Source organism: Pseudoalteromonas sp. S558 (genome assembly GCF_005886635.1).
Classification (GTDB): domain Bacteria; phylum Pseudomonadota; class Gammaproteobacteria; order Enterobacterales; family Alteromonadaceae; genus Pseudoalteromonas; species Pseudoalteromonas aliena.
Genome location: NZ_PNDU01000070.1, coordinates 1 through 25,258 on the forward strand (window position 1 = coordinate 1; position 25,258 = coordinate 25,258).

24 protein-coding genes, 2 tRNA genes and 2 pseudogenes are annotated in these 25,258 nt (G+C 38.7%); 13 read left to right on the forward strand and 15 right to left on the reverse strand.

From position 1 onward, the window contains the following. The 3 genes and pseudogenes from CWB66_RS22615 to CWB66_RS05280 all read left to right on the forward strand — a co-directional run. Positions 1-191: pseudogene (locus tag CWB66_RS22615) on the forward strand (hypothetical protein); the annotation flags it as partial. Further along, positions 158-607 (forward strand): annotated as a pseudogene (locus CWB66_RS05275) (DUF2238 domain-containing protein); the annotation flags it as partial. The pseudogenes CWB66_RS22615 and CWB66_RS05275, both read left to right, overlap by 34 nt. Positions 608-619: 12 nt before the next feature. Continuing rightward, complete coding sequence (locus tag CWB66_RS05280; RefSeq protein WP_138584578.1) at positions 620-1,072, forward strand: GNAT family N-acetyltransferase; 453 nt, start codon at positions 620-622, stop codon at positions 1,070-1,072. Between the two features lie 45 nt (positions 1,073-1,117). Here CWB66_RS05280 and CWB66_RS05285 read toward each other — a convergent pair whose 3' ends face one another. The 5 genes from CWB66_RS05285 to CWB66_RS05305 all read right to left on the reverse strand — a co-directional run bounded on the left by CWB66_RS05285 (position 1,118) and on the right by CWB66_RS05305 (position 5,074). Further along, positions 1,118-1,915: a hypothetical protein gene (locus CWB66_RS05285; RefSeq protein WP_138584579.1), complete on the reverse strand. Its 798-nt coding sequence runs from the start codon at positions 1,913-1,915 to the stop codon at positions 1,118-1,120. A gap of 371 nt (positions 1,916-2,286) precedes the next feature. Beyond that, positions 2,287-2,363, reverse strand: a tRNA-Val gene (locus CWB66_RS05290). A 136-nt stretch (positions 2,364-2,499) separates the two neighbouring features. Next, positions 2,500-2,576 (reverse strand) — tRNA-Val (locus tag CWB66_RS05295). Positions 2,577-2,688: 112 nt separating this feature from the next. Beyond that, entirely contained in the window at positions 2,689-3,741 is a 1,053-nt protein-coding gene (locus CWB66_RS05300; RefSeq protein ID WP_077537718.1) for a DUF3080 family protein, read from the reverse strand. Further along, entirely contained in the window at positions 3,719-5,074 is a 1,356-nt protein-coding gene (locus CWB66_RS05305) for an MATE family efflux transporter (protein WP_138584580.1), read from the reverse strand. Before CWB66_RS05305 ends, CWB66_RS05300 begins: the two co-directional genes overlap by 23 nt. Before the next feature lie 128 nt (positions 5,075-5,202). Between CWB66_RS05305 and CWB66_RS05310 the strand changes: the two genes are divergently transcribed. Then, a complete protein-coding gene (locus CWB66_RS05310; protein ID WP_077537720.1) occupies positions 5,203-5,829 on the forward strand; it encodes a riboflavin synthase subunit alpha in 627 nt (208 codons plus the stop codon). Positions 5,830-5,836: 7 nt separating this feature from the next. On the opposite strand, the gene CWB66_RS05315 is transcribed toward CWB66_RS05310, so the two are convergent. Next, complete coding sequence (locus CWB66_RS05315) at positions 5,837-6,040, reverse strand: CPXCG motif-containing cysteine-rich protein (protein WP_077537721.1); 204 nt, start codon at positions 6,038-6,040, stop codon at positions 5,837-5,839. Between the two features lie 115 nt (positions 6,041-6,155). Further along, complete coding sequence (locus CWB66_RS05320; RefSeq protein ID WP_138584581.1) at positions 6,156-7,028, reverse strand: fructosamine kinase family protein; 873 nt, start codon at positions 7,026-7,028, stop codon at positions 6,156-6,158. Positions 7,029-7,152: 124 nt separating this feature from the next. Between CWB66_RS05320 and CWB66_RS05325 the strand changes: the two genes are divergently transcribed. Then, positions 7,153-7,845 (forward strand): DUF445 domain-containing protein, encoded by a 693-nt coding sequence (locus CWB66_RS05325; RefSeq protein ID WP_077537723.1) that lies wholly within the window; start codon positions 7,153-7,155, stop codon positions 7,843-7,845. Between the two features lie 183 nt (positions 7,846-8,028). Here the strand turns inward: CWB66_RS05325 and CWB66_RS05330 are convergent, their stop codons facing one another. Continuing rightward, positions 8,029-8,241 (reverse strand): hypothetical protein, encoded by a 213-nt coding sequence (locus CWB66_RS05330; RefSeq protein ID WP_138584582.1) that lies wholly within the window; start codon positions 8,239-8,241, stop codon positions 8,029-8,031. Positions 8,242-8,565: 324 nt separating this feature from the next. Between CWB66_RS05330 and CWB66_RS22210 the strand changes: the two genes are divergently transcribed. From CWB66_RS22210 to CWB66_RS05345, 4 genes are all read left to right on the forward strand, one after another. Beyond that, complete coding sequence (locus tag CWB66_RS22210; RefSeq protein ID WP_171037465.1) at positions 8,566-8,733, forward strand: hypothetical protein; 168 nt, start codon at positions 8,566-8,568, stop codon at positions 8,731-8,733. Positions 8,734-9,055: 322 nt separating this feature from the next. Beyond that, on the forward strand, positions 9,056-9,841 hold the full coding sequence (locus CWB66_RS05335; RefSeq protein WP_138584583.1) for a hypothetical protein: 786 nt from the start codon (positions 9,056-9,058) through the stop codon (positions 9,839-9,841). 100 nt (positions 9,842-9,941) lie between these two features. Further along, complete coding sequence (locus tag CWB66_RS05340) at positions 9,942-11,324, forward strand: amidohydrolase (protein ID WP_138584584.1); 1,383 nt, start codon at positions 9,942-9,944, stop codon at positions 11,322-11,324. Positions 11,325-11,336: 12 nt separating this feature from the next. After that, a complete protein-coding gene (locus CWB66_RS05345) occupies positions 11,337-12,578 on the forward strand; it encodes an amidohydrolase family protein (RefSeq protein WP_138584585.1) in 1,242 nt (413 codons plus the stop codon). A 125-nt stretch (positions 12,579-12,703) separates the two neighbouring features. On the opposite strand, the gene CWB66_RS05350 is transcribed toward CWB66_RS05345, so the two are convergent. Both CWB66_RS05350 and cspD read right to left on the reverse strand, forming a co-directional pair. Then, positions 12,704-14,926 (reverse strand): NADP-dependent isocitrate dehydrogenase, encoded by a 2,223-nt coding sequence (locus tag CWB66_RS05350; protein WP_138584588.1) that lies wholly within the window; start codon positions 14,924-14,926, stop codon positions 12,704-12,706. Between the two features lie 523 nt (positions 14,927-15,449). Continuing rightward, on the reverse strand, positions 15,450-15,668 hold the full coding sequence (gene cspD, locus CWB66_RS05355) for a cold shock domain-containing protein CspD (protein ID WP_077537728.1): 219 nt from the start codon (positions 15,666-15,668) through the stop codon (positions 15,450-15,452). Between the two features lie 209 nt (positions 15,669-15,877). On the opposite strand from cspD, the gene clpS reads away from it, so the two are divergent. Together clpS and clpA are read left to right on the forward strand one after the other, a co-directional pair. Beyond that, positions 15,878-16,186 carry an ATP-dependent Clp protease adapter ClpS gene (clpS, locus tag CWB66_RS05360; RefSeq protein WP_007585109.1) on the forward strand — a complete coding sequence of 103 codons (309 nt, stop codon included), beginning with the start codon at positions 15,878-15,880 and terminating at the stop codon, positions 16,184-16,186. Between the two features lie 231 nt (positions 16,187-16,417). Then, complete coding sequence (gene clpA, locus CWB66_RS05365; protein ID WP_077537729.1) at positions 16,418-18,679, forward strand: ATP-dependent Clp protease ATP-binding subunit ClpA; 2,262 nt, start codon at positions 16,418-16,420, stop codon at positions 18,677-18,679. A gap of 230 nt (positions 18,680-18,909) precedes the next feature. Here the strand turns inward: clpA and infA are convergent, their stop codons facing one another. The 4 genes from infA to trxB form a co-directional block, all read right to left on the reverse strand. Beyond that, entirely contained in the window at positions 18,910-19,128 is a 219-nt protein-coding gene (gene infA / locus CWB66_RS05370) for a translation initiation factor IF-1 (protein WP_002962494.1), read from the reverse strand. Positions 19,129-19,218: 90 nt separating this feature from the next. After that, a complete protein-coding gene (locus CWB66_RS05375; protein ID WP_138584586.1) occupies positions 19,219-19,923 on the reverse strand; it encodes an arginyltransferase in 705 nt (234 codons plus the stop codon). Next, a complete protein-coding gene (gene aat / locus CWB66_RS05380; protein WP_138584587.1) occupies positions 19,916-20,632 on the reverse strand; it encodes a leucyl/phenylalanyl-tRNA--protein transferase in 717 nt (238 codons plus the stop codon). Before aat ends, CWB66_RS05375 begins: the two co-directional genes overlap by 8 nt. A gap of 95 nt (positions 20,633-20,727) precedes the next feature. Beyond that, positions 20,728-21,678, reverse strand: a complete 951-nt coding sequence (gene trxB, locus CWB66_RS05385) for a thioredoxin-disulfide reductase (RefSeq protein WP_077537732.1) — start codon at positions 21,676-21,678, stop codon at positions 20,728-20,730. 297 nt (positions 21,679-21,975) lie between these two features. On the opposite strand from trxB, the gene pssA reads away from it, so the two are divergent. Further along, a complete protein-coding gene (pssA, locus tag CWB66_RS05390; protein WP_077537733.1) occupies positions 21,976-23,301 on the forward strand; it encodes a CDP-diacylglycerol--serine O-phosphatidyltransferase in 1,326 nt (441 codons plus the stop codon). Positions 23,302-23,407: 106 nt separating this feature from the next. Here the strand turns inward: pssA and ald are convergent, their stop codons facing one another. Then, entirely contained in the window at positions 23,408-24,529 is a 1,122-nt protein-coding gene (ald, locus tag CWB66_RS05395; RefSeq protein WP_077537734.1) for an alanine dehydrogenase, read from the reverse strand. Positions 24,530-24,671: 142 nt separating this feature from the next. On the opposite strand from ald, the gene lrp reads away from it, so the two are divergent. Further along, positions 24,672-25,151 carry a leucine-responsive transcriptional regulator Lrp gene (gene lrp / locus CWB66_RS05400; protein ID WP_033014887.1) on the forward strand — a complete coding sequence of 160 codons (480 nt, stop codon included), beginning with the start codon at positions 24,672-24,674 and terminating at the stop codon, positions 25,149-25,151. Positions 25,152-25,258: the final 107 nt, after the last annotated feature.

The window sequence follows — 25,258 nt, forward strand, 5'->3', positions numbered from 1 at the left end:
AAAGGTCAACAGGCCCTGGCATTCTGGTTAAGAGATTTAAAATTATGACTCCACAGCAGCAAAGCGTTATTGAACAAGGGCATTGGTTTAAAAGCCGCAGCCAGTATTTAAAAAGCTTTTTATTAACTCAAGGCAAAACGCGTTCACTTAAAGCCCAAAACTTACCCCTATTTTATATACATTTATTTTAGCGCATTGCATTGTACTGATGATTGGCGGGCATTACACCTACGCCGAAGTCCCTTTTTTCGATAACCTATTTGGTAGCGACCGTAATAACTACGACAAAGTAGGGCACTTTTTTCAAGGCTTTGTACCTGCACTATTAGCCCGCGAAATTTTACTGCGCAAAAATGTAGTAAATGGTCGAGGCTGGTTAATCACCTTTGTTATTTCGGTATGTTTAGCATTTAGCGCGTTTTACGAATTAATAGAGTGGTGGGTTGCAGTGTTAAGCGGCGAAAACACAGAAGCGTTTTTAGGCACGCAAGGTTGCGTGTGGGATACCCAATCAGATATGGGACTGGCATTATTTGGGGCTATTTGCTCGCTATTAGTGCTTTCAAAATTACATGATAAACAGCTAAAAAACGTTAAAGATTATTAAGGTTGGAATTTTATGGATGAAAAAGTGTGCGGTTACTTTATTAGCACAGATAAAAGCAAGCTTAACTTTAACGTTATCTATAACTTTATTGCTAACACTTACTGGGCTAAAGGTATACCTAAAAGCGTGATGCAATCAGCTATTAATAATTCAATGTGCTTTGGTGTTTACAACGCTCATAACGAACAAGTTGGCTTTGCTCGAGTTGTGACCGATAAAGCAACGTTTGCCTATTTAGCCGATGTATTTATTGTCCCGCACTTGCAAGGTAATGGGCTGAGTAAATTACTGGTTAAAACGATAGTAGAGCACCCTGAGCTACAAGGCCTTAGGCGCTTTTTATTAGCAACTTCTGATGCGCATGGTCTTTATGCGCAATACGGATTTAAACCAATAGATAACCCAGCACTGCTAATGCAAATAAGTCCTGGGAATGTGTATGGTGAAAATAATAGTGAGACGTAATAAACGGGACGAAGAACAAAGTTCCGTCTAATGTTCTTGTTAGCATTACGGCCACCGCTTCTTCAAGTTGTTTTCATGTGCCCATTGACTAAACTCACCTATTAGCATGGAAAAGCCAGATTCTTCTATTTCTTGGAAAGATTCTGATGTTTCTCTAGTTATTCCATACTCCATGGCACGGCGATATATTTTACGAATTTTAACTGATAATGTCTTTAATTCTTCAAAGTCACTTAGAGTAATATTTTCTGCATTAATGCCAATTGATTTAGCAAATCTGGGGAAGTAAATATTAACCTCTTGATTAGTGAAATTTGGCGCTGAAAATTTCATTTTTGACCAAAACTCGGTTTCTAATTTTTCGGAAAAGAAGTCAAATATTCCATCTGACAATTTTACACTTGCATTATATGGTGTAGAGGAACTAAAAATAATGCCGTATATCTTAAAGGGATCTACTTCTATATCAAAGTTTGCAGCTATTGGAGTTAGGTATTTTTGAAAATGATCTCGATGGTTTAAGTAATTAGCAAAGTTATTTTGATTTATACTTTGTTTAATTGTTATAGCTCGCTGCTCTGAGCTATGGAACCGACTAACTGTTACTCCGAGTATCAAGCTTCCAGACGCAATCCATAAAGGTAATTTAAATATTGAAATAAAATTAGAATACGCTTCAACAGTTCCTGACAATTTAAGTCCATGTGATAAAGGATATGCAAAACAAAAAGCTAAAATCACTGGGAATAAAGTTGCAAACCAAAACAAAAAGTTTTTATGTAAAGCCGTTTCACCATTAATATAAAAGTAACTACTCAGTTTAATAATTGCACCAATCTCCATTTAGTAATGCTAAGAGCTTTATCAGAGGACACTTTCCTCATTTTATGAGTAACGTATGTCCCTTAATTATTTTTAATACTAATAACAAATCCTGCAACACATTGCGAGTTTTAAACTTTAAGTCAGGCAGTTCTTTTAATAACATGCAGAAAAGAGAAAAATGTCTTCATTTTTTAAATAACGTAGACAGTCATCTTAACTTTGTCAATCACAGCCTCTTGGACTGGATGATCTAGAGTATGCAGTGCTTTTCTTTTGTAGATTTTATTACTTGGAGTTAGTACGACTGGGTGGATTTTAATCACTGCCTCTTGGACTGGGTGATCAAGAGTCGGTAGTGTTTTTTCTTTGGATTTATTATTATTTTGAATTGGTACGACTGAGTGGATTCGAACCACCGACCCCTACCATGTCAAGGTAGTGCTCTAACCAACTGAGCTACAGTCGTACAATTTTTTGATGAACCAAGTTTTTACTTAAATGTTGGTACGACTGAGTGGATTCGAACCACTGACTCTTGGAGCGGGTGATCAAGAGTAGGTAGTGCTTTTTCCTTCAGATGTACTTTTATTTCACTTAAATGTTGGTACGACTGAGTGGATTCGAACCACCGACCCCTACCATGTCAAGGTAGTGCTCTAACCAACTGAGCTACAGTCGTATTACTATTTAAGTAAGTTGTTAATTACTTAACAACGGCCGCTAATATATAGCGTGGCGGATGGTGAATCAAGCAAGTTTATCGTTTTTACGTTTATTTGCCGTTTTTTTATTCATATTGGACTGATTTCACACGTTTTATAAAATTTTTGCCACCAAACTACGTGATCTACGGCAGAGTTTTTTAATTGATTTAATAAATTATTAGGTGAATCTTCTTTAAGTAAATTATTAATTTGCTTACTGGTTACGGTTTCTTCAAACCAAAGCTGGTTGTAAAGCGGTTGTAATACCTCAAGGTATCCGGTGAGTTGTGCTTGGTAGGGTTGAATGTGTGTTAAGTAATATTTTTGAAATACATTGCTCATTATTTTAGCTTCTTTTTTATTTTTATCTGTTGGGCAAATGTGGTCGAAGCTTATTTTTTTTACAAACTGTGTTGCACTTTGATTAAGTACTATTTGTTGCCTAGCGGATTGAATAAGTGCTTGATTAAATCTGTATTTGTTAAGTTGCTCTAATGCATTAAATACACTGTCAGTTTTAATTTCACCAAATTGTTGAAATTTGATGTGTTTTTTTATAGTAACAAGTTGTGTAAGCGCCTCAACGGTGTCGCTAAATCCTGCTGGGTGTGTTGAAAGCTCATTAGATGTAAGTAACCAAGTCCGATTGAGCTCAGGTTCTTTAAATAACATGCTATTAAAGTAATGCATTAGATGTGTTTGTTTTTGATTTTTAGCATCATTTATTTTTTTATAAGTGGAGGTATTATCATCAAGCATATTTAAGCAATTATCAGCGCTTTGAATAAAATTTATTTGATACTTTAATTGGCTCGCCGCCGTGGCTGTTTTTCCAAGTTGATTATTGTGCTCGCTTATAAGCACATTAAGTTTGCAGTGGGTAAGTCCTGCAAGTTCAACAATGCTTACGGTGATTTTATCCTCGCTAAAGGTCGTCGGTTTTATGAGTTTAAGTTGTTCAAGCGGTGTTGCTGAAATCGAGGAGGTGTTGAGTGTACTGCTTAAGCGCGCGGTGTAGGTATTATTTATTGAGCTCGGTGCTTTGCTGCAATTTACAAGTACAAAAGCACTCACTAGCAGCAACATAACGGCTGGTAGTGAGTGTTTAATTGTTAATTTACTCAGTAATGAATGGTTCACGTTTAAAGCGCTTATTTACTGTGAGCATCAACAATACAGCGGCAACGGTTAGCCCGACTATTATTCCGCCCCAAAAACCGTGTGGCCCCATTGCTGGCACTATTATATCTGTTCTTGCCAATACGTAACCTAAGCTAAAGCCGATTAACCAATACGATATAAAGGTGATGTAAGAAATAGGTGCTGTGTATTTTAAACCACGTAATATACCGTTTGCGGCTACTTGCAGAGCATCCGGTAGTTGATAAACACAGGCTAAAATCATGATTGAGGTAGCAAGGGCAATTACTTCGGGACTATCTGTGTACAACTGGCTAATTAAATCACGACCTGTAAATGTAATAAGTGCTAAAAACAGTGCGATAACAATTGCTAAAATATAGCTGGTCGACACGGCGACTCTTAATTGCTTTAAATGATTTTGACCATATAAATTACCAATACGAATACTAATAGCGATAGAAAGGCTTAGCGGCATCATAAATAATAATGTAGTTACACTGGCTGCTATTTGATGACCAGATACAGCTACAGCGCCTAAATGCGCTATAAATAGAGGAATGCAAGCAAACAAGGTTACTTCAAAAAAGGTAGCTAATGAAATTGGAATACCTAATTTTGTAATAGTAGCAATGGTGGTTAAATTTGGTTTTTCAAATGGAGTAAGCAGGCCTTTAGCGTCTACTTTTTTACTTAGTTGGCAGTAAGTGACTTGTGCTATAGCCATAACCGTTAAAACAATTGCTGTTGCAATACCACAACCTGCGCCGCCGTAGGCAGGTAAACCAAATAACCCATTTATAAAAATATAATTTACCGGAATATTTACCGCTAAACCCAGCAAGCTTATGTAAAAAGCGGGTTTGGTCATACCCATGCCTTCGGTCATGTTTCTGTAAGTGGAAAAAACTAAAAAGCCGAACACACCCCATTTAACAAAATGAATGTAGTCAAAAGCAAGGCTTGCAATTGCTGGGCTGGTATCGAGCCTTAATATAATCATGTCGGCTAAATAAGTGATACCGAATCCTGCGGCACTCAATAGTACGGTTAAATAAAGGGCTTGTTGAAAATAATGGCTAATACCTTTTTTGTCATTCGCGCCTGCGCATTGGGCAATGATACCGGTGAGCGCTAATAAAATGCCTTGTAACGCAAGTAATAAAGGATTCCAAATACCTGTGGCGATAGACAGCGCCGCTAAATCTGTAGGACTTACTTGGCCGGCCATAATAGTGTCGACCACCGACATTAAAACAAGGGTAACTTGAGCTAAAAAAACAGGAAGAGCAAGAGAGAGTAAGCGCTTGGCTTCCCAATTACAAAAGGTCATAAAAACAGCTATTAAGTAAAACAGGCCGCAATTGTAATCTATTGTGTTTCAAATAAAAATCACAGTAGTGAATGATTTTATAAGTTGATACGTTAAACTATCACTTTGTAATAATTTAAAGTGATTTTATGTTTACAGGAATAGTGCAAACACAAGCAACAGTGGTTTCTAAAACGCAAACCGACGGCGTTTTACGGTTAGTTATATCGGTAAGCGATGAATACGTAGAGCATCTAGATTTAGGCGCAAGCATTGCTATAAATGGCTGTTGCTTAACCGTTGTGCAAGTTGAGCTAGGTAATCATGATGTAGTCGCGCAAGTACATTTTGATGTTATTGACGAAACGCTCAAGTTAACCAACCTAGGCTTGCTTGAGCTGGGAAGTTTAGTTAACTTCGAACGCTCAGTAACGTTTGGTACTGAGCTTGGTGGGCATATTGTGTCTGGGCATATTCATTGTACGTCAAACATATCTCAAATAGTTAAGCTTGAGAACAACTGTAAAATTCAACTGAGTTTGCCAAAAGAGTGGCAAAAATATGTGTTGTATAAAGGCTTTGTATCTATAAATGGCGCAAGTTTAACGGTGGGTGAGGTTGACGAACAAGGCTTTTGGTTACACCTAATACCTGAAACACTCGCTATTACTAATATTGGTGCAGCGCAAGTGGGTGATAAGCTAAATATTGAAGTTGATCAGCAAACTTACACTATTGTAAATACGGTAGAAAACTACTTACGCCATCAGAGTTAGATTTAAACTAGAATATTTGTTCGTCGTCGCTGTCTACATGTAACTCTAATTTATTGTTAGCATGATCTATATGCATATTTAAATGAATTGGGTTACAGCAGGCAGCGCAATCTTCAATGTAGTCCTGATCGCCCATGCTTGCGTCTAGATCTAAATGAATGTGGTGTCCACAGTGTGGACAAGCGATTCGTTGTGATAAAAAGTTTTTCATAATCACTCCAGTACAAATAATTAAGTCATTGCCAATAAACCTAGCAAAAACTTAATGGCTCAACGCTGAACTCTCCTTATTTAATAAATATAGTCTGTAAGTAAGATTATGACAGTTATTTTACGCCTATTGTGGTGAGCTTTTCGATATGTTGCTTGGCTTGTGTTAGATAGTGACCAGCAAAAATATTGGCGTGATTTAAAATTGGATACAACTGGTAAACTAATTTACGTTTATGATAATTTTTTGAAAGAGGGTATTGCTGATCATAGGCGGTATAAAAATCGTCAGGTAGTGGAGCAAATAGCTCACTCATTGCAATATCCACTTCCCGATCACCATAATAACATGCAGGGTTAAATAGGCTGGGCATTGTGCTTACAAAGCCCATATTACCTCGCCAAAAGTCACCATGCAGTAGTGATGGTGTTACACGATGGCTATGAAGCTGCTCTTTTACAGTATTTATTAAGCGCTCGGGTTCAATAAAACGAATACCTTTTTCAGCGAGTAGCTGCAGTTGCCAGCCAATACGTTCTTCGGCATAAAACACATCCCATTTTTTATGCCACCTATTGGGTTGTACTGTGGTTGCTAAGTAATTATCAACATCAAAACCGAACATTGCTTGATCGTGTTTTTGGTGCATATAAGCGAGGGTTTCCCCCATATCATTCCATGTTGAGTGAGGCTGTTGATCAAGCTTTTGCCATTGCGTAACAATAAACGAGAACTCTATGTTTGCACCCGTTACAATACAGTCAGGAATTATAAAACGGCTGTTTTGCGCGAGAAGCTTTAAACCGATAGATTCACTTTCTAATCGGTCAAGTTCACTTTTTAGCGCTATTTTAACTAAGAAATTATGCGTATCGTTGGTAAGATGAAATAGTTTGTCTGTATTGGTGCTTTGTAATTGGCGCTTATAGGTGTGTTTGAAGTCATCATTAATGGCAACACTGATGTGCTCGTTGACTGTTTTCCACATAACAATTGCTCGTCTTTTGAACAGATACATAAACTATGGCAAAAAGGGATTAATTTAACAATATAAACGTTGTAAAATTAATAGCTAACTGCATAAAAATTGCACCGAATTAAATGGAGTAAAAATGAACAAAAGTTTAATAACCAATTTGCTAGCGGGTTTATTTGTTGTTGCGGGTTTTATACTCGATCAAGCAATTTTGTTATCTGTTGGTTTATTTGCACTTTCGGGCGCGGTAACTAATTTATTAGCTATTCATATGTTGTTTGAAAAAGTCCCTTTTTTATATGGCTCTGGGGTAATCGCGCTTAAGTTTGAAAGCTTTAAAAGTGCCATAAGAAACTTAATATTAACGGAGTTTTTTTCAGAGCAAAAAATTAATAATCTACTAAATAAAGTACAGCCAAATATCGACTTTGAGCCAATAATTAGCAATGTTGATTTAAATCCGGCATTCGACAATTTGTTAGAGGTAATAGAGCAATCTCAGTTTGGGAGCATGCTTAGCATGTTTGGCGGTACTGCTGCAATAGAGCCAATGCGTGAAAAGTTCATTGAAAAAATGCAACTATCGCTTGGTGAAATCTCTCAAACTGACCACTTTAAAGCCCTTGTTACCCAAACGCTTTCGCAAGGTAATAGCGCAGAAGGTTTACACAATACAGTGCTTAAATTAGTGGATGAGCGCCTAGATGAGCTAACCCCTAAAATGGTTAAAGAGATTATTCAAACCATGATCCGCGAGCACCTAGGCTGGCTTGTCGTGTGGGGCGGTGTGTTTGGTGGGTTATTTGGTTTAATCGCGGCCGTGATTTAAATAAAATACAACAAAACCCCTTAATGTTAATACTCTAAAGTAAGTTTTAGCTTGAACTGTCAGATTCGATTATTACAATGCAGTAAAATCTGACAGAGAGTTTTGTGCCATGTGGCCTGTTAAATAGACATTACAAGGTGCAGCAGCATCGATCAATATTTTGACTACAGTGCATCTATTTTTTTAAAATAGCTTTTCATTAGATAAATAAAAGAAATTACGGGGACTATAGCCAACAATGAAAGCCAAGGTGAGGATTTTATTACTGATTGAAGTGCAATCGCCATTCCAATGCCTATACCTCCAACTAATGCAGCCAAAGGCACAAAGAACAAAAGCGATTTTCAAATCTTTTTTGGAACTGTTTTTCTCTCTAACTTTTTCAGCTTCATTCATTATTAAACCTTATTTATAAATAAAAATACCATGAGACAACAGCATAACCTAATAGCCAAAAAAATAATTGAAAACGAACTCTTTAAATCATCCTAAACGTTTTCAAAGTATTAGGGAATAATGCAATTGGCATCAATAATATAGTTTGTTTTGAAAAAAGAGAAGTCATACCGTATTAGCACCACATAAAAACGCGTCGTTAAGTCTATCAACTGGGCATAGCGAGAACTATAAGCACCATTAACTAGTGTAAGTTTTTTCGATGCAATGGCTGTAAATAAAAACATAATTAATAGATATTGCAAATATTGGAAGGTTTATATAATGGCAGGTAAAACTGAAGACTTTAACACTGCTCACAATAAAAAATTTAAATTTTTATCAAAAGAAGAGTGTGTAAAAGCTGGCTTGACAAAGTTAGATTTAGAAAATAATACAATACCAGAACCTAAGGGGTTAGTATCTGGTAAAACGGATAAATTTGGGAAATGATTATTTAAAATAGAGTTTTGATGATGAGCAAATCCTTAACGAATAAAGAAAAGCAATTCATAATTTTGCCAAATGAAGAGAACCAAGAAATTTTACCAAAACTCCTCAAGCTATTTCAAAAGCATTATTAGAAATCAAAAGAACTAATAAAGTTAAAGCTAATTAGAACCATATAATAAAAGCTCCTTTTCGAGCTTTTCGCGATAAAATTCAGATTAAGGCTAAACAGCTTCGAATAAATTAATTTTTTATCGTTACTGACATATTTTTTCAGGCTGTTATTATCGCCCCCATAATTTAGTCGTATTTTTTAGGAGTAACGGTGAGTAAAACGTTAGCCAGTTATTATCAACAAGCGTATGCCTGTGATCAGCAATATTTTAACCAGTGTTTTTATTGTGGCTGTGAAGCAACAGAGCGCGATCATTGTCCGCCCCTGCATATGCTGCAAAGCATTGTTGATTTAGGCGAGGAGGCTGATTTTATATCCATTCCTGCCTGTTATGAGTGTCATGCACTTTTACATAACGAAAGGTTAATGACCATCGACGAGCGCTTTACTAAAATGAAAAAAAAGCTTGCCACTAAATACGCTAAACCACTGCGTGTTTATAATATGTGGGAAGAAAGCGAGCTTGGCGACATGAGCGATGAGTTTGCCCATAGTATTCAAGCTGGTATGAAATTAGGCAAAGAAGCGGCAGAGCGTTTGGCCTTTACTGGTTTTAGCTATGCGACAGAAGATGCAAAGGTGGCAGTACGCGAAAAAACAAAAGAGTTTGATGTAGAAGGTATGATATTTACCGATTTTAAAGAAGCGTTAAATTACTGCATCAATGATTTAAACGTACAGAAAAGTGATTTTTATAAAATTTTGGTTGAAGACTACCAAGGCGATTTTAATAAAGCACTGAGCCAGTATCGTCATCGCCATGACAAAGTCACGGCAGCTAAAGATGGTAATACACTTATTAAAGATTTTTCTAAATTGCACAAGCAAAATTCTGATTTTGTAACACGTACGGTTAAGCATTTTATTGCTAAAGATCCGACGCTTACAACCGAAGGAGCGCTTGAAATGCTGTATAACAATTATATAAAAAAATAATCACAGAAATTCATCTTAATTAACCGCGTTTTCACCTGTTTTTTTGGCTTTATGGTTTAGCTTTCGTTAAAGTAGCAAAAAAACAGGAGAATCAAACAACATGCAAAAATTTGCTCCCTCTTTATTAGCAGTTGGCTTAGCCGCTGCACTTGTAGGTTGCCAAGAAAACGGCCCGCAAGATGATAAAATAACAATCAACAAAAATCCTTATCCAAGTACTTATCAGCCAGTTGCTACATCAAGCACATTAATTACCAATGCAACCGTACTAACAGGTACTGGTGAGCGTTTAGATGATGCTGATGTATTACTTGTTGATGGTAAAGTACAACAAGTAGGTAAAGATTTGACTGCCACTGCTGATATTACAATTGATGCGCAAGGCAAGTGGGTAACACCGGGTATTATTGATGTACATTCACACTTAGGTGCATACCCAAGCCCGTCGGTTGAGTCGCATCAAGATGGTAATGAAATGACCAGTCCTAACACTGCGGAAGTGTGGGTTGAGCATTCTGTTTGGCCACAAGATCCAGGTTTTAATCGTGCACGCGAAGGCGGTATTACATCACTGCAAATTTTACCTGGCTCAGCTAATTTATTTGGTGGACGAGGGGTTACACTTAAAAACGTACCATCGCATACTATGCAGGGCATGAAATTTCCTGATGCGCCATATGGTTTAAAAATGGCATGTGGCGAAAATCCAAAACGTGTTTATGGTCGTCAAGGCGTATTACCTTCAACGCGTATGGGTAACATGGCTGGCTATCGCATGGCGTGGGCTGAAGCGAGTGAGTATAAACGTGCATGGGATAAATACGATGCCGATTATGAAGCGGGTTTAAATCCAGACGCTCCAATGCGTGATATTAAACACGATACCCTGCGTGGCGTGCTTGAAGGTGAAGTACGTATTCACAACCATTGTTATAAAGCTGAAGAAATGGCAATGATGATTGACTTGTCAAAAGAGTTTAATTATCACGCAGGTACTTTTCATCACGGTATTGAAGCATATAAAATTGCTGACTTACTTGCCCAAAATGGCTCGTGTGCTGCACTTTGGCCAGACTGGTGGGGCTTTAAAATGGAAGCTTACGACATGGTTCAAGAGAATGTTGCCATTGTTGATGCGGTTAAGAACTCGTGTGCAGTTGTCCATTCAGATTCCGACACAACGATCCAGCGCTTAAACCAAGAAGCCGGCAAAGTTATGTTCCGTGCTAACGAAAACGGTTTTGATATTTCTGAACAACACGCGATTAAATGGATCACGGCTAACGCTGCTAAGTCACTTGGTATTGATGACAAAACAGGATCGCTTGAAGCGGGTAAGCAAGGCGATGTTGTTATATGGAATCAAAGCCCGTTTAGTGTTTATGCTAAAGCTGAACAAGTGTTTGTTGATGGTGCAAAAGTTTACGATAGAAACGACAGCGCTTTTCAAGCAACAAGTGATTTTATGTTAGGTCAACAATAAGGAGCTCCCAGAATGAAAAATTTATCACGTTCGTTTTCGCTTTCTCTGGTTGCTGCCGGATTACTGGTATCAGGTGCTGTAAGCGCACAATCGTTAGCAATCATTAACGCAACATTGCACACGTCTACCGAGCAAGGTGTACTAAAGTCGGCAAGCATTGTTATGACGGATGGCAAAATCACCGCGATTAACCCAACTGAAGTTAAAGCTGACACAATTATTGACGCAAAAGGTCAAATTGTAACGCCAGGCTTTATTGCAAGTGCAAACCAGCTAGGGCTTGTGGAAGTTGGCGCTGTTGCCGGTTCGCGCGATGCTGGCGATGACAAAGCTGATATTGACTTTGATGTAAGCCTTGCTTTCAATCCACATTCGAGCTTAATTCCTTATGCACGTAAAGGCGGTATTACACGCGATGTTATTACTCCGCATGGTGGTGATAGCATTTTTGCAGGTCTTGCAAGTGTGGTTGATTTAAGTGGCAGTTTTGATAGCAACATGCAAAAACAAGCGGCTTTAATTGTGTACTTAGGTGAACGTAGTAAAGGCTCTCGTGCATTTACACTACAGACGCTTATTAATAAATTAGATGAACACAAAGCCAAGGCAAGCAAAAAAGCTAAAAAAGACGACGATAAGCCAAGTACGGAAGACAAAGTAATGGCTAAAGTCCTTAACGGCAAAATGCCATTAGTTGTAGGCGTTTCTCGTGCAGCAGATATTGTTGAGCTTATTAAAGTAAAAGAGCAATTTGGTATTAATCTAGTACTTAATGGCGCACAAGATGCGGTTGTTGTTAAAGAGCGTGTTGCAAAAGCAAATATTCCAGTAATTATTAGCGCAATGGATAGCTTACCAGCAAGTTTTGATTCACTTCATGCTAGTTTATATAATGCAGGCATACTTGAACAAGCCGGCGTTAAAGTATTATTAACGGTAGGTGGCGATGCAAGTCACAACATGTATCAATTACGTTTTGATGCGGGCAATGCCGTATCGTACGGTATGAGCCAACAAGGTGCGTTAAAAGCAGTTACATCAAACGTTGCTGATGTGTTTGGTATAAATGCAGGTAGCCTTGAAGTAGGTAAAGCAGCTGATGTAGTAATGTGGAGTAATGACCCGTTTGAACTGAGCAGCCACGTAAATAAAATGTTTATAAATGGCGTTGAGGTTTCTACACAATCTCGCCAAGATAAACTGCGCGAACGTTATACGACTGATTCGAAAATGCCACGTGCATATACTAAATAATTAAATAAACTTTAATTATTTTAAAGGCCGCTATTTTATAAATAGCGGCCTTTTTTTTGTAAAATTGAGACAGAAAAAAGCCGCTTACTTTTACAAGTAAGCGGCTTTTAAATTTAAACCAATATTTATACTAATTTAGCAAGAATATCGTTAAATGTAGTGCTTGGACGCATCGCTTTAAATGCGGCATCATCGTTAGGCTGGAAGTAACCACCTAAATCAACTGCAGGACCTTGCGCATCGTTAAGTTCACTTACTATTTGCTCTTTGTTAGACTCAAGGTCGCTAGCAATCTGCGTAAACTGTGCTTTAAGTTCACTGTCATCATTTTGCTTAGCAAGTTCTTGTGCCCAGAATAAAGAGAGGAAGAAATGAGAACCACGGTTATCAATTTCTTTCACTTTACGTGAAGGAGACTTGTTTTCTGCTAAGAAAGTACCTGTCGCTTTATCTAGCGTATCAGCAAGCACTTGCGCCTTGTTGTTACTCGTAGTTACGCTTAGGTGCTCAAGTGATGCAGCAAGTGCTAAAAATTCACCTAAAGAATCCCAACGTAGGTGGTTTTCTTTTTCGAATTGTTGAACATGCTTAGGTGCAGAACCACCTGCGCCAGTTTCAAATAAGCCACCGCCGTTCATAAGTGGAACAATTGAAAGCATTTTAGCACTCGTACCCAACTCTAAAATTGGGAATAAATCGGTAAGGTAATCGCGTAACACGTTACCTGTTACAGAAATAGTGTCTTTACCTTCTTTAATACGCGCTAATGAGAACAATGTTGCTTCAAGCGGTGCTAAAATTTGAATCTCTAGGCCAGATGTATCGTGATCTGCTAGGTATTTATTTACTTTTTTGATTAGCTGCGAATCATGTGCACGATTTTCGTCTAACCAAAAAATAGCTGGAACGCCTGTTGCACGTGCACGATTTACTGCAAGCTTAACCCAATCTTGGATTGGTGCGTCTTTAACCTGACACATACGCCAAATATCGCCTTGCTCAACACTGTGTTCAAGTAATGTATTGCCATTTGCATCAACAACACGGATAGAACCATCAGCTTTAGCTTCAAACGTTTTATCGTGTGAGCCGTATTCTTCCGCTTTTTGAGCCATCAGGCCAACGTTTGGCACGCTACCCATTGTTGTTGGATCAAACGCGCCATTTACTTTACAAAAATCGATAGTTGCTTGGTAAACACTTGAGTAACAACGATCAGGAATTACAAAGCTAGTGTCTTGTAATTTACCATCGTTATTCCACATTTGACCGCTTGAACGGATTGCAGCAGGCATAGAGGCATCGATGATCACGTCACTTGGTACGTGTAAGTTTGTAATACCACGGTCAGAGTCAACCATCGCAATAGCAGGGCGGTTAGCGTAAACAGCTTGAATGTCTGCTCCAATTTCTTCACGCTTAGCATCGTCTAATGTTTGAATTTTAGAATATACATCGCCTAAACCATTATTTACATCAACACCTAGCTCTTCAAAAAGCTCACCGTGTTTAGCAAATACATCTTTGTAGAATACTTTTACAGCGTGACCGAAGATGATTGGATCAGATACTTTCATCATTGTCGCTTTCATGTGAAGCGAGAATAAAACACCTTTTTCTTTAGCTGCATCAATTTCAGCCGCTAAGAAAGCTTGAAGCTTAGAAGCGCTGATGCTTGATGCATCAATAACTTCGCCAGCTAAAAGAGGTGTGCTTTGTTTAAGTACAGTAACGTCGCCGTTCGTTGCAACATGTTCAATACGCACATCTGTTGCAGCATCAACAGTCACTGATTGCTCAGAACCAAAAAAGTCACCTTCGCTCATGCTTGCAACGTAAGACTGAGAATCTTTGCTCCACGCACCCATTGAATGTGGGTTGTTACGTGCATATTCTTTTACAGAACCAGGCGCGCGACGATCTGAGTTACCTTCACGTAATACTGGGTTTACTGCACTGCCTTTAATTTTGTCATAAGCAGCTTGAATTGCTTTTTCTTCATCATTTTTAGGTTCAACAGGGTATTCTGGAAGAGCGTAACCTTTTGCTTGAAGCTCTTTAATTACAGCGCGAAGCTGTGGTACAGATGCACTGATGTTTGGTAATTTGATGATGTTCGCTTCTGGTGTTTTAGCAAGCTCGCCAAGTTCAGCAAGTGCATCACCAATGCGTTGTTCTTGTGTTAAATAATCAGGGAAGCTAGCAATTACACGACCTGCTAATGAAATGTCGCGAGTTTCAACTTCAACACCGGCCGCATTTGTATATGCTTGGATGATCGGTAGCAACGAATAAGTTGCTAGTGCCGGCGCTTCGTCCGTTTTTGTATAGATAATTTTTGATGTCATCATCATTCCTAGATAGTCGACCTTAAAGGCCTTATTCAACAATGCAAAGAAAGTCATTACTTTTTTAATACCACAATTATTAAACGTCTAATAAAAAGGGCATTTAAGTAATGAATAGTTTGTTAGGTGTTGGTACTCATAATTGCTTTTTTATAAAGCGAATAGTCACACCTGACCAACTGATACGATATTTATAGCTAAAAAAGCAATAAAAATAAATTAGCCTTTAGCATAAGCTGCGCTTTGTACTAAATGGCCTGTTTAATTGTTATGTTTATATGTTGTTTTGAGCCCCAAGAGTGTAACAAGCCTGAATAAAAAGGGCTAGGTCTTGAAACTGCGAGTATGTATATAAACAGATCTCAGTTAGAACATTGGGGTATATAAAATAAATTCAAGTAAAAGGGTTGAATTTACACAGAATGAGGCAATTAATAGAGGTAGAAGAAATGAGAAGAGTGTGGGTAAGGGAATTAAGCGAGGATCTTAAATAGGTCACTCGCTTTAGTCGAAAGAATTACAGTTACACAATAATGTCGCCATCAGGGGCAATATTGGTAGCGTGTAAGCCCTTAGGGCCTTGTTCTAATTCGAAAGTTACATCTTGACCAGCTTTAAGTGTTTTATAACCGTCCATTACAATTGTTGAATAATGGGCGAAAATATCATTCTCACAGCCGTCTTCTACGATGAAACCAAAACCTTTAGCGTTGTTAAACCATTTAACTTTACCGCAAGCCATACTTCTACATCCTTCAATAAGTTGACTAATTTAGTTAATCTAAATTGTATAATTTGCTAGACTGATTAAGGTTTAATCAATCTAAGATTGACTGTAGTTTATTTAGACAGTCAGTCAAGTTTTTTGAGTTATTTATTTAACATTTAATTTATTTTTTATTCAAGTTTGCTTGAGTTACAAAGACAAGACTATATTTACTTATGAGTGGAATGAAAGATTCAGGTGTAATAGACACCGTTCGCGATAGTGAAAAGCAAAAGCTACAGCCACCGCGAAAATACAAAGTTGTTTTAAATAACGACGACTACACGCCGATGGACTTTGTGATAGAAGTTTTAACGACGTTTTTTAATATGGATAGCGATAGAGCAACTGACGTGATGCTTCAAGTTCACGAAAAAGGTAAAGGCATTTGTGGTGTTTATAGCGCCGATGTGGCCCACACCAAAGCTGAACAAGTTAACCGCTATGCGCGTGATAACGAGCATCCACTGCTTTGTAGTTGTGAGCAGGAATAAATACCAATTTTATTAAAAGTATGACCATTTTAGCGGATTAAATAACTTGTTAACTTCGTTAAAAATTATACATATAGAACAACTATATTTGTAATTTTTGCTTTATTACTAAGCTATTTCCTTAGCGCTATAACAGGCCACTAATTTAATGCAATTGGTATAAATACCAATTAGGGTGATCAATCATCCGATTGTTGTGGTATAAATTATTATCTCAGTAAGGGGTTGCCAATGCTAAACAAAGACTTAGAACTTACTTTAAATGCCGCGTTTCGTGAAGCGCGCACTCGTCGTCATGAGTTTATGACCGTAGAGCACCTTTTACTTGCGCTATTAGACAATCCTTCAGCGGGAGAGGCTTTAAATGCGTGTGGTGTTCATATTTCAGGGCTAAAAACCGAATTACTTGAATTTATCGATGAAACGACACCTGTCATTCCTGATTTAGAAGAAGAGCGTGAAACCCAGCCTACGCTTGGTTTTCAGCGTGTACTACAGCGTGCAGTATTTCATGTGCAATCGTCAGGTAAAAACGAAGTCACAGGCGTAAACGTACTGGTTGCTATTTTTTCTGAACAGGAAAGCCAAGCGGTTTATTTACTCAAAAAGAATGACGTATCGCGTTTAGACATTGTTAACTTTATTTCGCATGGTATTTCTAAAGCGGATGATGAGTTAGGTGATGACACCGATGATATTCATGAAGAAGTACAAGAAGTTCAAAACGAAGAAGCAAGCAAGCTAGATAGCTTTACGACCAACTTAAACGCCCAAGCGCGCGATGGTAATATTGACCCTCTCATTGGGCGCGATAGCGAAGTAGAGCGCACGGTACAAGTATTGTGCCGTCGCAAAAAGAACAACCCATTACTGGTTGGTGAAGCCGGTGTTGGTAAAACAGCCATTGCTGAAGGCTTGGCGTATCGCATTGTCAATAAGCAAGTACCTGAAGTGATTGCTGATGCTGTTGTGTATTCATTGGATATGGGCGCATTACTTGCGGGCACTAAATACCGTGGCGATTTTGAAAAACGCTTTAAAAGTCTACTAAAAGAGCTGCAAGCGCAACCAGGCTCTATCTTGTTTATTGATGAGATCCACACCATTATTGGTGCAGGCGCTGCATCGGGCGGCGTTATGGATGCCTCCAATTTACTTAAACCGCTACTCTCTAGTGGTAAATTACGTTGTATGGGTTCGACAACGTATAACGAGTACAAAAATATTTTTGAGAAAGACCGCGCGTTAGTACGCCGCTTTCAAAAAATTGATGTACTTGAACCAAGTGTTGCCGATACCACTAAAATCCTTAATGGTTTAAAAGAGCGTTACGAAGAGCATCATGGTATTCGTTATACTCAGAAAGCGTTAAAAGCGGCTGCTGAATTAAGCGCAAAATACATTAATGAACGCCATTTGCCTGATAAAGCCATTGACGTTATTGATGAAGCGGGTGCAAGTCAGCGCCTGCAGCCTAGTTCTAAACGCAAAAAAACCATCGGTGTGGCAGACATTGAGCTTATTATTTCTAAAATGGCACGTATTCCACCGCAAAGTGTATCGTCTACAGACAAAGAAACGCTTAAAAATCTAGACCGTAACCTTAAAATGCTGGTGTTCGGTCAAGATCAATCTATTGATGCGCTTACATCTGCTATCCGTTTATCTCGTTCTGGCTTATCAAGTGAAGAAAAACCCGTAGGTTCGTTTTTATTTGCAGGGCCCACCGGAGTAGGTAAAACAGAAGTCACTAAGCAATTGGCTAAGTGTATGGGTGTTGAGTTTATCCGTTTTGATATGTCGGAATATGTTGAACGCCACGCAATAAGCCGTTTAATTGGTGCACCACCAGGTTACGTTGGTTTTGAGCAAGGTGGTTTATTAACTGAGGCAGTAATTAAAAACCCGCATGCAGTTGTTCTTCTTGATGAGATTGAAAAAGCGCATCCTGATATTTACAACATCCTGCTACAGGTAATGGATCACGGTACATTAACTGATAATAACGGCCGTAAAGCTGACTTTAGAAACGTAGTGGTGGTAATGACGACCAATGCGGGCGTGCAAGAAACCACGCGTAAGTCGATTGGCTTTAGTGAGCAAGATCATACTCACGATGCAATGGGCGAAATTAATAAAGTATTCTCGCCAGAATTTAGAAATCGCTTAGATAATATTATTTGGTTTAACCACCTTGAACGTGATGTTATTTTACTTGTGGTAGATAAATTTATTGTGGAGCTTCAAGCGCAGCTTGATAAAAAATCGGTTAACCTTGAGCTTACTTCTAAAGCACGAGAATGGCTGGCAGATAAAGGCTACGATAAAGCAATGGGTGCACGTCCAATGGCGCGTGTTATTCAAGAAGAGCTTAAAAAGCAATTAGCTAACGAAATACTCTTTGGTGAACTTGTTGATGGCGGTACGGTAAAAATATCGGTTAAAGATAAGAAAATTCGCTTTGATTATGAAAGCAATTTAACACCAGCTTAGTCACATCCTTTTTGCTCTGTTAAAATTAGTTTAAAAATAAAATGGCCCACTAAATTAATAGTGGGCCATTTTTTATCGCTATATTTTTACGAGCAACAAAAAACCCAGCACAAAGCTGGGTTTTTTGTTTATTAAATGTAATTGCTGGTTAGTATCCATCAATTACATTTAATAAACGCTTAAAGCTAGTTAAATACTAGCCAAAAACTAAATCTCGTTTACGCACTTACTTAGCGAGCACGGAATACGATACGGCCTTTCGATAAATCGTAAGGCGTCATTTCTACCGTTACTTTATCGCCAGTTAAAATACGGATATAGTTTTTGCGCATTTTGCCTGAAATGTGAGCCACAACTACGTGACCATTTTCTAGCTCAACTCGGAACATTGTATTTGGTAAAGTATCAAGGACAGTCCCTTGCATTTCGATTACGTCTTCTTTCGCCATGTTTAGCGTAACACCTCTTTAATAGTTAAACGATGCAGATTTTGCCCAAAATACGCCAATAAGTAAAGGCGCAGGGACTATATTTGCAAATTAAATAGCCAGCCACTCATCATTTACCTGTTTTTGCGCGGGTAAAAACTGGGTTTTGTACTTCATTTTATCGCATTCATCAATTTGATAACCTAAATATACATATTGCTTATTTTGCTTTTTCGCAAATTTTAACTGTTGTAATATCATTACTGAGCCTAAGCTATAGTGATCAAAGTCAGGGTCAAAAAAGGTGTAAATTGCAGAAATAGCGTTTTGCATACAATCAGTTACGGCTACAGCGACGAGTTCCTCCTGATGCCATAACTCGATAAATGTTATGTCTAACCAGTTGCAAAACAAAAAACTTTGAAACTGCGCTTTTTCAGGCGGATACATACTTCCATCCTGATGACGGAGGCTTATGTACTTACTGTACAGTGGGTAGTATTCTTTTTTTTCTATGCTGGAATATTTTATCTCAAACTGTGTTTTTGCTTTGTTTAGTTTACGTTTTTGTGATTTTGAAGGCATAAACTCTTGAGCTAATATTCGTACTGAGCTGCATTCACTGCACACAGGACAGTGTGGGCGGTATATTTGGTTACCGCTGCGACGAAAACCTAGGCCCAATAACAACTCAAACTTATCAGCGCTATAGCAACTGGGATCTAGAATAACGAGAAGTTGTTCTTGGCGGTTGGGTAAATAACTGCAGTCAAATTCTTGGCTTAAACCCACGCGTGCTGGAAGCTGTTCATTCATAGATTGCGTTAAGCTCCTGTGGCTGCCACATAATTGGATTAAGAGTATAGGTGCGTGCTGCTTTGAGTTTAGTCAAAAATTTTGAACGAGGGACTACTTTTGCACCTAAAGTCATTAAATAAGGGTTTTCTAGTTGGCAGTCAATAAAATGTGCATTATGGCGTTTAAGCCAATTTACAAGTGCCCACATAGCAAGCTTGGAGCAATTGGTTTGATGATGAAACATTGACTCACCACAAAATACACCATTTTGCATAATGCCGTATAAGCCACCTGCAAGCTCACCGTTGCTCCAAACCTCTAAGCTATGAGCAATGCCCGCATTATGGGCATTGGTGTACGCATCAAGCATGTCAGAGGTGATCCAAGTGCCATCGGTATCAAGGCGTTGATCGCGACATGCTTCTATCACCTCTTCAAAGGCATTATTAATGGTTACTTTTACAGGGTGCTTTTTTAAATGCTTACGCAGACTTTTACTTATATGAAAATCATCGAGCTCAAAAATACCGCGCTCGCTGGGTGACCACCACATAATAGGCTCGTCTTCACTAAACCAAGGGAATATTCCACTTTTGTACGCGTTACTCAGGCGTGGCAAACTCAAATCTCCGCCAATTGCTAACAAGCCGTCGGGAGATGTTAATGCATATTCCGGATTGGGGAATGCTATATCGGTTTCGCTTAATTGGTATAGCTGGTTTCTCATACAGTGCTTATTTTATAATTGTTCATAAAAGTGTAACTATATTTTAGACATAAAAAAAGGGCTGAATGACAGCCCTCAATTATTATTTTATTTACTTATAAGTTATCTAAGAATCGCTCAGCATCAAGGGCTGCCATACAGCCTGTGCCCGCAGATGTGATTGCTTGACGGTAAATGTGGTCAGACACATCACCTGCAGCAAAAACGCCTTCTACACTTGTTTGCGTTGCGTTGCCGTGAAGACCAGACTCTACAACTAAGTAGCCATCTTTCATTTCTAGTTGACCCACAAACATATCAGTATTTGGTTTGTGCCCAATCGCGATAAATACGCCGGCTAAATCGAGCTCTTCAGTTGCATCAGAGTGGGCATCTTTAATACGAACACCTGTTACGCCCATTTGATCGCCTAATACTTCGTCAAGCGTGCGGTTGTAGTGCATTACTACGTTACCGTTCTTTGCTTTTTCAGCAAGACGGTCAGCAAGTATTTTTTCACTGCGGAAACTGTCGCGGCGGTGAATAACATGAACTTCATCAGCAATGTTCGATAAGTAAAGCGCTTCTTCAACCGCTGTATTACCACCACCAACAACCGCTACTTTTTGCCCTTTATAGAAAAAGCCATCACAGGTAGCACACGCCGAAACACCACGGCCTTGGAAGTTAGTCTCAGACTCTAGGCCTAAGTATTTAGCAGACGCACCCGTTGCAATAATTAATGCATCACATGTGTAAGTACCTTGGTCGCCAGTTAGTGTGAAAGGGCGCTTAGATACATCTACTTTATTAATGTGATCAAACACAATTTCAGTTTCAAAGCGTTCAGCGTGTTCTTTCATGCGATCCATCAATGCAGGCCCTGTTAAACCGTGTGCATCACCTGGCCAGTTTTCAACTTCAGTGGTGGTTGTTAATTGACCGCCTTGTTGAATGCCGGTAATTAAAACAGGGTTTAAATTTGCACGTGCTGCGTATACTGCGGCAGTATAACCAGCTGGGCCAGAGCCTAAAATTAGTAGCTTACAATGTTTTGCTTCAGTCATTATTTTTCCTAAACGTTTAATACGGTATTTAATATGCTCTTAATGCGCTTGATTCTAAGAAAAACAAGACAGAAGTAAACAAAATCCGCGATTATTTTTTTTCGTAAATCGAAAAGCTGTGCAATATTGTGTACTGATAATTGTTACTTTGAGAACGAATAAAGCAAAGTAGCTCAATAAATAGACTAACAAGCAACAAAACAACGTTAATTCATGACCACTTTGATTTTTTTTGTTATGTTTTACCTAATTTTATTTGTCACTGATAGATCATGTGACCCAAGTGAATAGGCAACTATGTTATTTTGGCAGGAAAAACCCGCATTCGGGTTGACTTCAAAAGACGTTAACGTCTTAACCAATGCGCAAGATTACCGTACGCAATTGCTACGTTTAATTAGCAATGCAAAAAAACGTATCTACATCACTGCGTTGTATTTACAAGATGATGAAGCAGGTCGCGAAATTTTAGATGCGTTGCACCGTGTGTCATTAGCAAACCCTGCACTTGAAATAAAAGTGTTGGTGGATTTTCATCGTGCGCAACGTGGCCTTATTGGCGCTGAAAAATCAGACGGTAACGCAAGTTTATATTGCGACTATTTAGAAAAATTTAATTCAAATGTGCAAGTTTATGGCGTACCTGTAAAAGCCAAAGAGTTATTTGGCGTATTGCATTTAAAAGGTTTTGTGATTGACGATACCTTACTTTACAGCGGCGCAAGTTTAAACAACGTATACTTGCAGTACAACGATCGCTACAGACTCGATCGCTACTTTTTAATAACGCAGAGAGAGCTGTGCAACTCTATAATTGCGTTTATTGAAACAAACTTACTAAGCTCAATAGCTGTGCCACGAATAGATACACGCCCACTTAAGCGTTTAAACGACTTTAAGTTAGAGCAAAAGCAATTAATGCGTGATTTAAAAGTTGCGAGTTACAGCGTAGCAGAGCAGCAAAATAAGCAAGCATTAGGCATTCGTTTATTTTTAGGGCTTGGTCGTCGTAATAACGAGTTAAACCGTGTAATAAAAGCGTTATTTGACACCACTGAACAAGAACTTGTGTTGTATACGCCATACTTTAATTTTCCGGCGCCGCTGATGCGTTCGTTGCGTCGATTATTAAAGCAAGGTAAGCAGGTTACTATTATTGTGGGCGATAAAACAGCAAACGACTTTTATATGCCGCCAAGCGAGCCGTTTAGTAAAATAGGGGCATTACCTTATTTATACGAAACCATTTTGCATAAATTTGTAAAAACGCAAAAGCGCCATATCGATAACGGTAATTTAAACGTGTATTTGTGGAAAGATGAAAGTAATTCGTTTCATTTAAAAGGTATTTGTTCAGATAGAACAAAACATTTACTAAGTGGGCATAACCTTAATCCACGCGCATGGGGTCTTGATATCGAAAACGGTATTTTAATTGAAGATCCAGAGCAAACAATTATGCAGGCCATTGATAACGAAAAGCAGGAAATTTTACAACACTGCCGTCGTTTAACAGGCCCAGATGATTTAGAAACAATGGATGATTACCCGCAACCAGTTAAAAAACTACTTGGCCAAGCTAAGCGCGTAAAAGTAGATTTTATAATTAAGCGTTTTATCTAAACCTGCCTGTACAAGATTCAAAATCTAAACAACAAAAAAGCAGCTTAATAGCTGCTTTTTTATTGTTTAGAGTTAGGCTGTTAAAGCCTAACTAGAAAACGCTAAATTAGGCGTTTTCTACCGCTGTGCGTGGGTCAACATATTCCATGTTGAACGCTTGTGCTACTTCTTTGTAAGTTACTTGGCCTTTAATTACGTTTAAGCCTTTTAAGAAGTGAGCGTCATCTAGTAGCGCCTTTTTATAACCTTTGTTTGCAAGATTAATAATGAAAGGCAATGTTGCATTGTTAAGTGCAAACGTAGATGTGCGTGGAACAGCACCTGGCATATTGGCAACACAGTAGTGAACAACTTCATCAACGATGAAAGTAGGATCAGCATGCGTCGTTGCTTTAGAAGTTGCAATACAGCCACCTTGGTCGATTGCAACGTCAACAATTGCAGAACCAGGTTTCATTGCTTTAATGTGTGCAGCAGTGACTAGTTTAGGTGCAGCTGCACCTGGGATAAGTACGCCACCTATTACTAAATCAGCTTCTAATACGTGTTTTTCTAGTGCATCAGCAGTTGAGTAAATAGCTTTAACTTTATTACCAAATTGCGCGTCTAGTGCACGTAATACGTCGATGTTACGATCAAGAACGACCACTTCAGCACCAAGGCCAACAGCCATTTGTGCCGCGCTACGACCAACCATGCCGCCGCCAATGATAACAACTTTAGCCGCTTCAACCCCTGGTACGCCACCTAATAGCATGCCACGACCGTGGTTAGATTTTTCTAGTGCTTGTGCACCAGCTTGAATAGACATACGACCAGCTACTTCGCTCATAGGCGCAAGAAGCGGTAAGCCACCGCGAGAGTCAGTAACAGTTTCGTATGCGATACAAATAGCTTTGCTTTTAACAAGGTCTTCAGTTTGTGGAAGATCAGGCGCAAGATGTAAGTAAGTGAAAAGAATTTGGTCTTCACGAAGCATTGCACGTTCAACAGCTTGTGGCTCTTTTACTTTTACAATCATGTCTGCTTTAGCAAAAACATCAGCCGCAGTTGCTAAAATTTCAGCACCGGCTTGCGTGTAATCTTCGTTAGTAAAACCAATGCCCATACCTGCATCAGTTTCTACAATCACTTGGTGGCCGTGATTTACTAATTCACGAACACTAGCAGGGACCATACCTACACGGTATTCATGGTTTTTTATTTCTTTAGGTACACCAATAATCATAACATTTGCCTTATTAAGAACGGATTAACATTTTTCACTATTATATTCATGACAAGCCCGTGTGTCTCACCTTTTTTAAAGTCAAATCTAGTGTTATTATCTAAATAAATAAAATAAACAGTATAAAAAACTAATGAGTGCTATGCATCAGTTATTAGATAGAATTGACCGTAAAATTTTGATGGAACTACAACATGATGGGCGCCTGTCAAATGTTGAACTGGCCAGACGAGTTGGCCTAAGCGCCACGCCCTGTCTAGAGCGAGTGAAAAAGCTAGAGCGAGAAGGCTACATACTTGGCTACAAAGCAGTGGTCGATCCAGCTAAGCTTGGACAAGGTTTGTCGGTGTATGTAGAAGTAACGATTACCAAAACCTCTCCCGACGTATTTGACGAGTTCAGTGCAGCAGTTAAAAAGCACGAAGAGATCATAGAGTGTCATTTGGTGTCGGGTAACTTCGACTTTTTACTTAAAACGCGCGTTAATGATATGTCAGAGTATCGGGGGGTTTTAGGTGACATATTATTAAAACTGCCCAACGTAAGTGAAAGCCGTACTTATGTAGTTATGGAAGAAGTTAAAGGCGAAGAGGGAGTTATCATTCGCCCGTATATTGCTTAACTTAATATCTATTGGCTGCGGCATTTGCATCTATCTAACCTGAACTCTGGTTAAAAGCTAGCCTATTTCAAGTAAATTTAACGCAGTTAGCGCTGATAATAGCTGCT

What these genes read in the sequence shown, in the direction of transcription:
- CWB66_RS05280 (WP_138584578.1), top strand. Translation starts at nt 620, where the DNA reads ATGGATGAAAAAGTGTGCGGTTACTTTATTAGCACAGATAAAAGCAAG.
- CWB66_RS05285 (WP_138584579.1), bottom strand. Translation starts at nt 1,915, where the DNA reads ATGGAGATTGGTGCAATTATTAAACTGAGTAGTTACTTTTATATTAAT.
- CWB66_RS05305 (WP_138584580.1), bottom strand. Translation starts at nt 5,074, where the DNA reads ATGACCTTTTGTAATTGGGAAGCCAAGCGCTTACTCTCTCTTGCTCTT.
- CWB66_RS05310 (WP_077537720.1), top strand. Translation starts at nt 5,203, where the DNA reads ATGTTTACAGGAATAGTGCAAACACAAGCAACAGTGGTTTCTAAAACG.
- CWB66_RS05315 (WP_077537721.1), bottom strand. Translation starts at nt 6,040, where the DNA reads ATGAAAAACTTTTTATCACAACGAATCGCTTGTCCACACTGTGGACAC.
- CWB66_RS05320 (WP_138584581.1), bottom strand. Translation starts at nt 7,028, where the DNA reads ATGTGGAAAACAGTCAACGAGCACATCAGTGTTGCCATTAATGATGAC.
- CWB66_RS05325 (WP_077537723.1), top strand. Translation starts at nt 7,153, where the DNA reads ATGAACAAAAGTTTAATAACCAATTTGCTAGCGGGTTTATTTGTTGTT.
- CWB66_RS05330 (WP_138584582.1), bottom strand. Translation starts at nt 8,241, where the DNA reads ATGAATGAAGCTGAAAAAGTTAGAGAGAAAAACAGTTCCAAAAAAGAT.
- CWB66_RS22210 (WP_171037465.1), top strand. Translation starts at nt 8,566, where the DNA reads ATGGCAGGTAAAACTGAAGACTTTAACACTGCTCACAATAAAAAATTT.
- CWB66_RS05340 (WP_138584584.1), top strand. Translation starts at nt 9,942, where the DNA reads ATGCAAAAATTTGCTCCCTCTTTATTAGCAGTTGGCTTAGCCGCTGCA.
- CWB66_RS05345 (WP_138584585.1), top strand. Translation starts at nt 11,337, where the DNA reads ATGAAAAATTTATCACGTTCGTTTTCGCTTTCTCTGGTTGCTGCCGGA.
- CWB66_RS05350 (WP_138584588.1), bottom strand. Translation starts at nt 14,926, where the DNA reads ATGACATCAAAAATTATCTATACAAAAACGGACGAAGCGCCGGCACTA.
- cspD (WP_077537728.1), bottom strand. Translation starts at nt 15,668, where the DNA reads ATGGCTTGCGGTAAAGTTAAATGGTTTAACAACGCTAAAGGTTTTGGT.
- clpS (WP_007585109.1), top strand. Translation starts at nt 15,878, where the DNA reads ATGAAAGATTCAGGTGTAATAGACACCGTTCGCGATAGTGAAAAGCAA.
- clpA (WP_077537729.1), top strand. Translation starts at nt 16,418, where the DNA reads ATGCTAAACAAAGACTTAGAACTTACTTTAAATGCCGCGTTTCGTGAA.
- infA (WP_002962494.1), bottom strand. Translation starts at nt 19,128, where the DNA reads ATGGCGAAAGAAGACGTAATCGAAATGCAAGGGACTGTCCTTGATACT.
- CWB66_RS05375 (WP_138584586.1), bottom strand. Translation starts at nt 19,923, where the DNA reads ATGAATGAACAGCTTCCAGCACGCGTGGGTTTAAGCCAAGAATTTGAC.
- aat (WP_138584587.1), bottom strand. Translation starts at nt 20,632, where the DNA reads ATGAGAAACCAGCTATACCAATTAAGCGAAACCGATATAGCATTCCCC.
- trxB (WP_077537732.1), bottom strand. Translation starts at nt 21,678, where the DNA reads ATGACTGAAGCAAAACATTGTAAGCTACTAATTTTAGGCTCTGGCCCA.
- pssA (WP_077537733.1), top strand. Translation starts at nt 21,976, where the DNA reads ATGTTATTTTGGCAGGAAAAACCCGCATTCGGGTTGACTTCAAAAGAC.
- ald (WP_077537734.1), bottom strand. Translation starts at nt 24,529, where the DNA reads ATGATTATTGGTGTACCTAAAGAAATAAAAAACCATGAATACCGTGTA.
- lrp (WP_033014887.1), top strand. Translation starts at nt 24,672, where the DNA reads ATGCATCAGTTATTAGATAGAATTGACCGTAAAATTTTGATGGAACTA.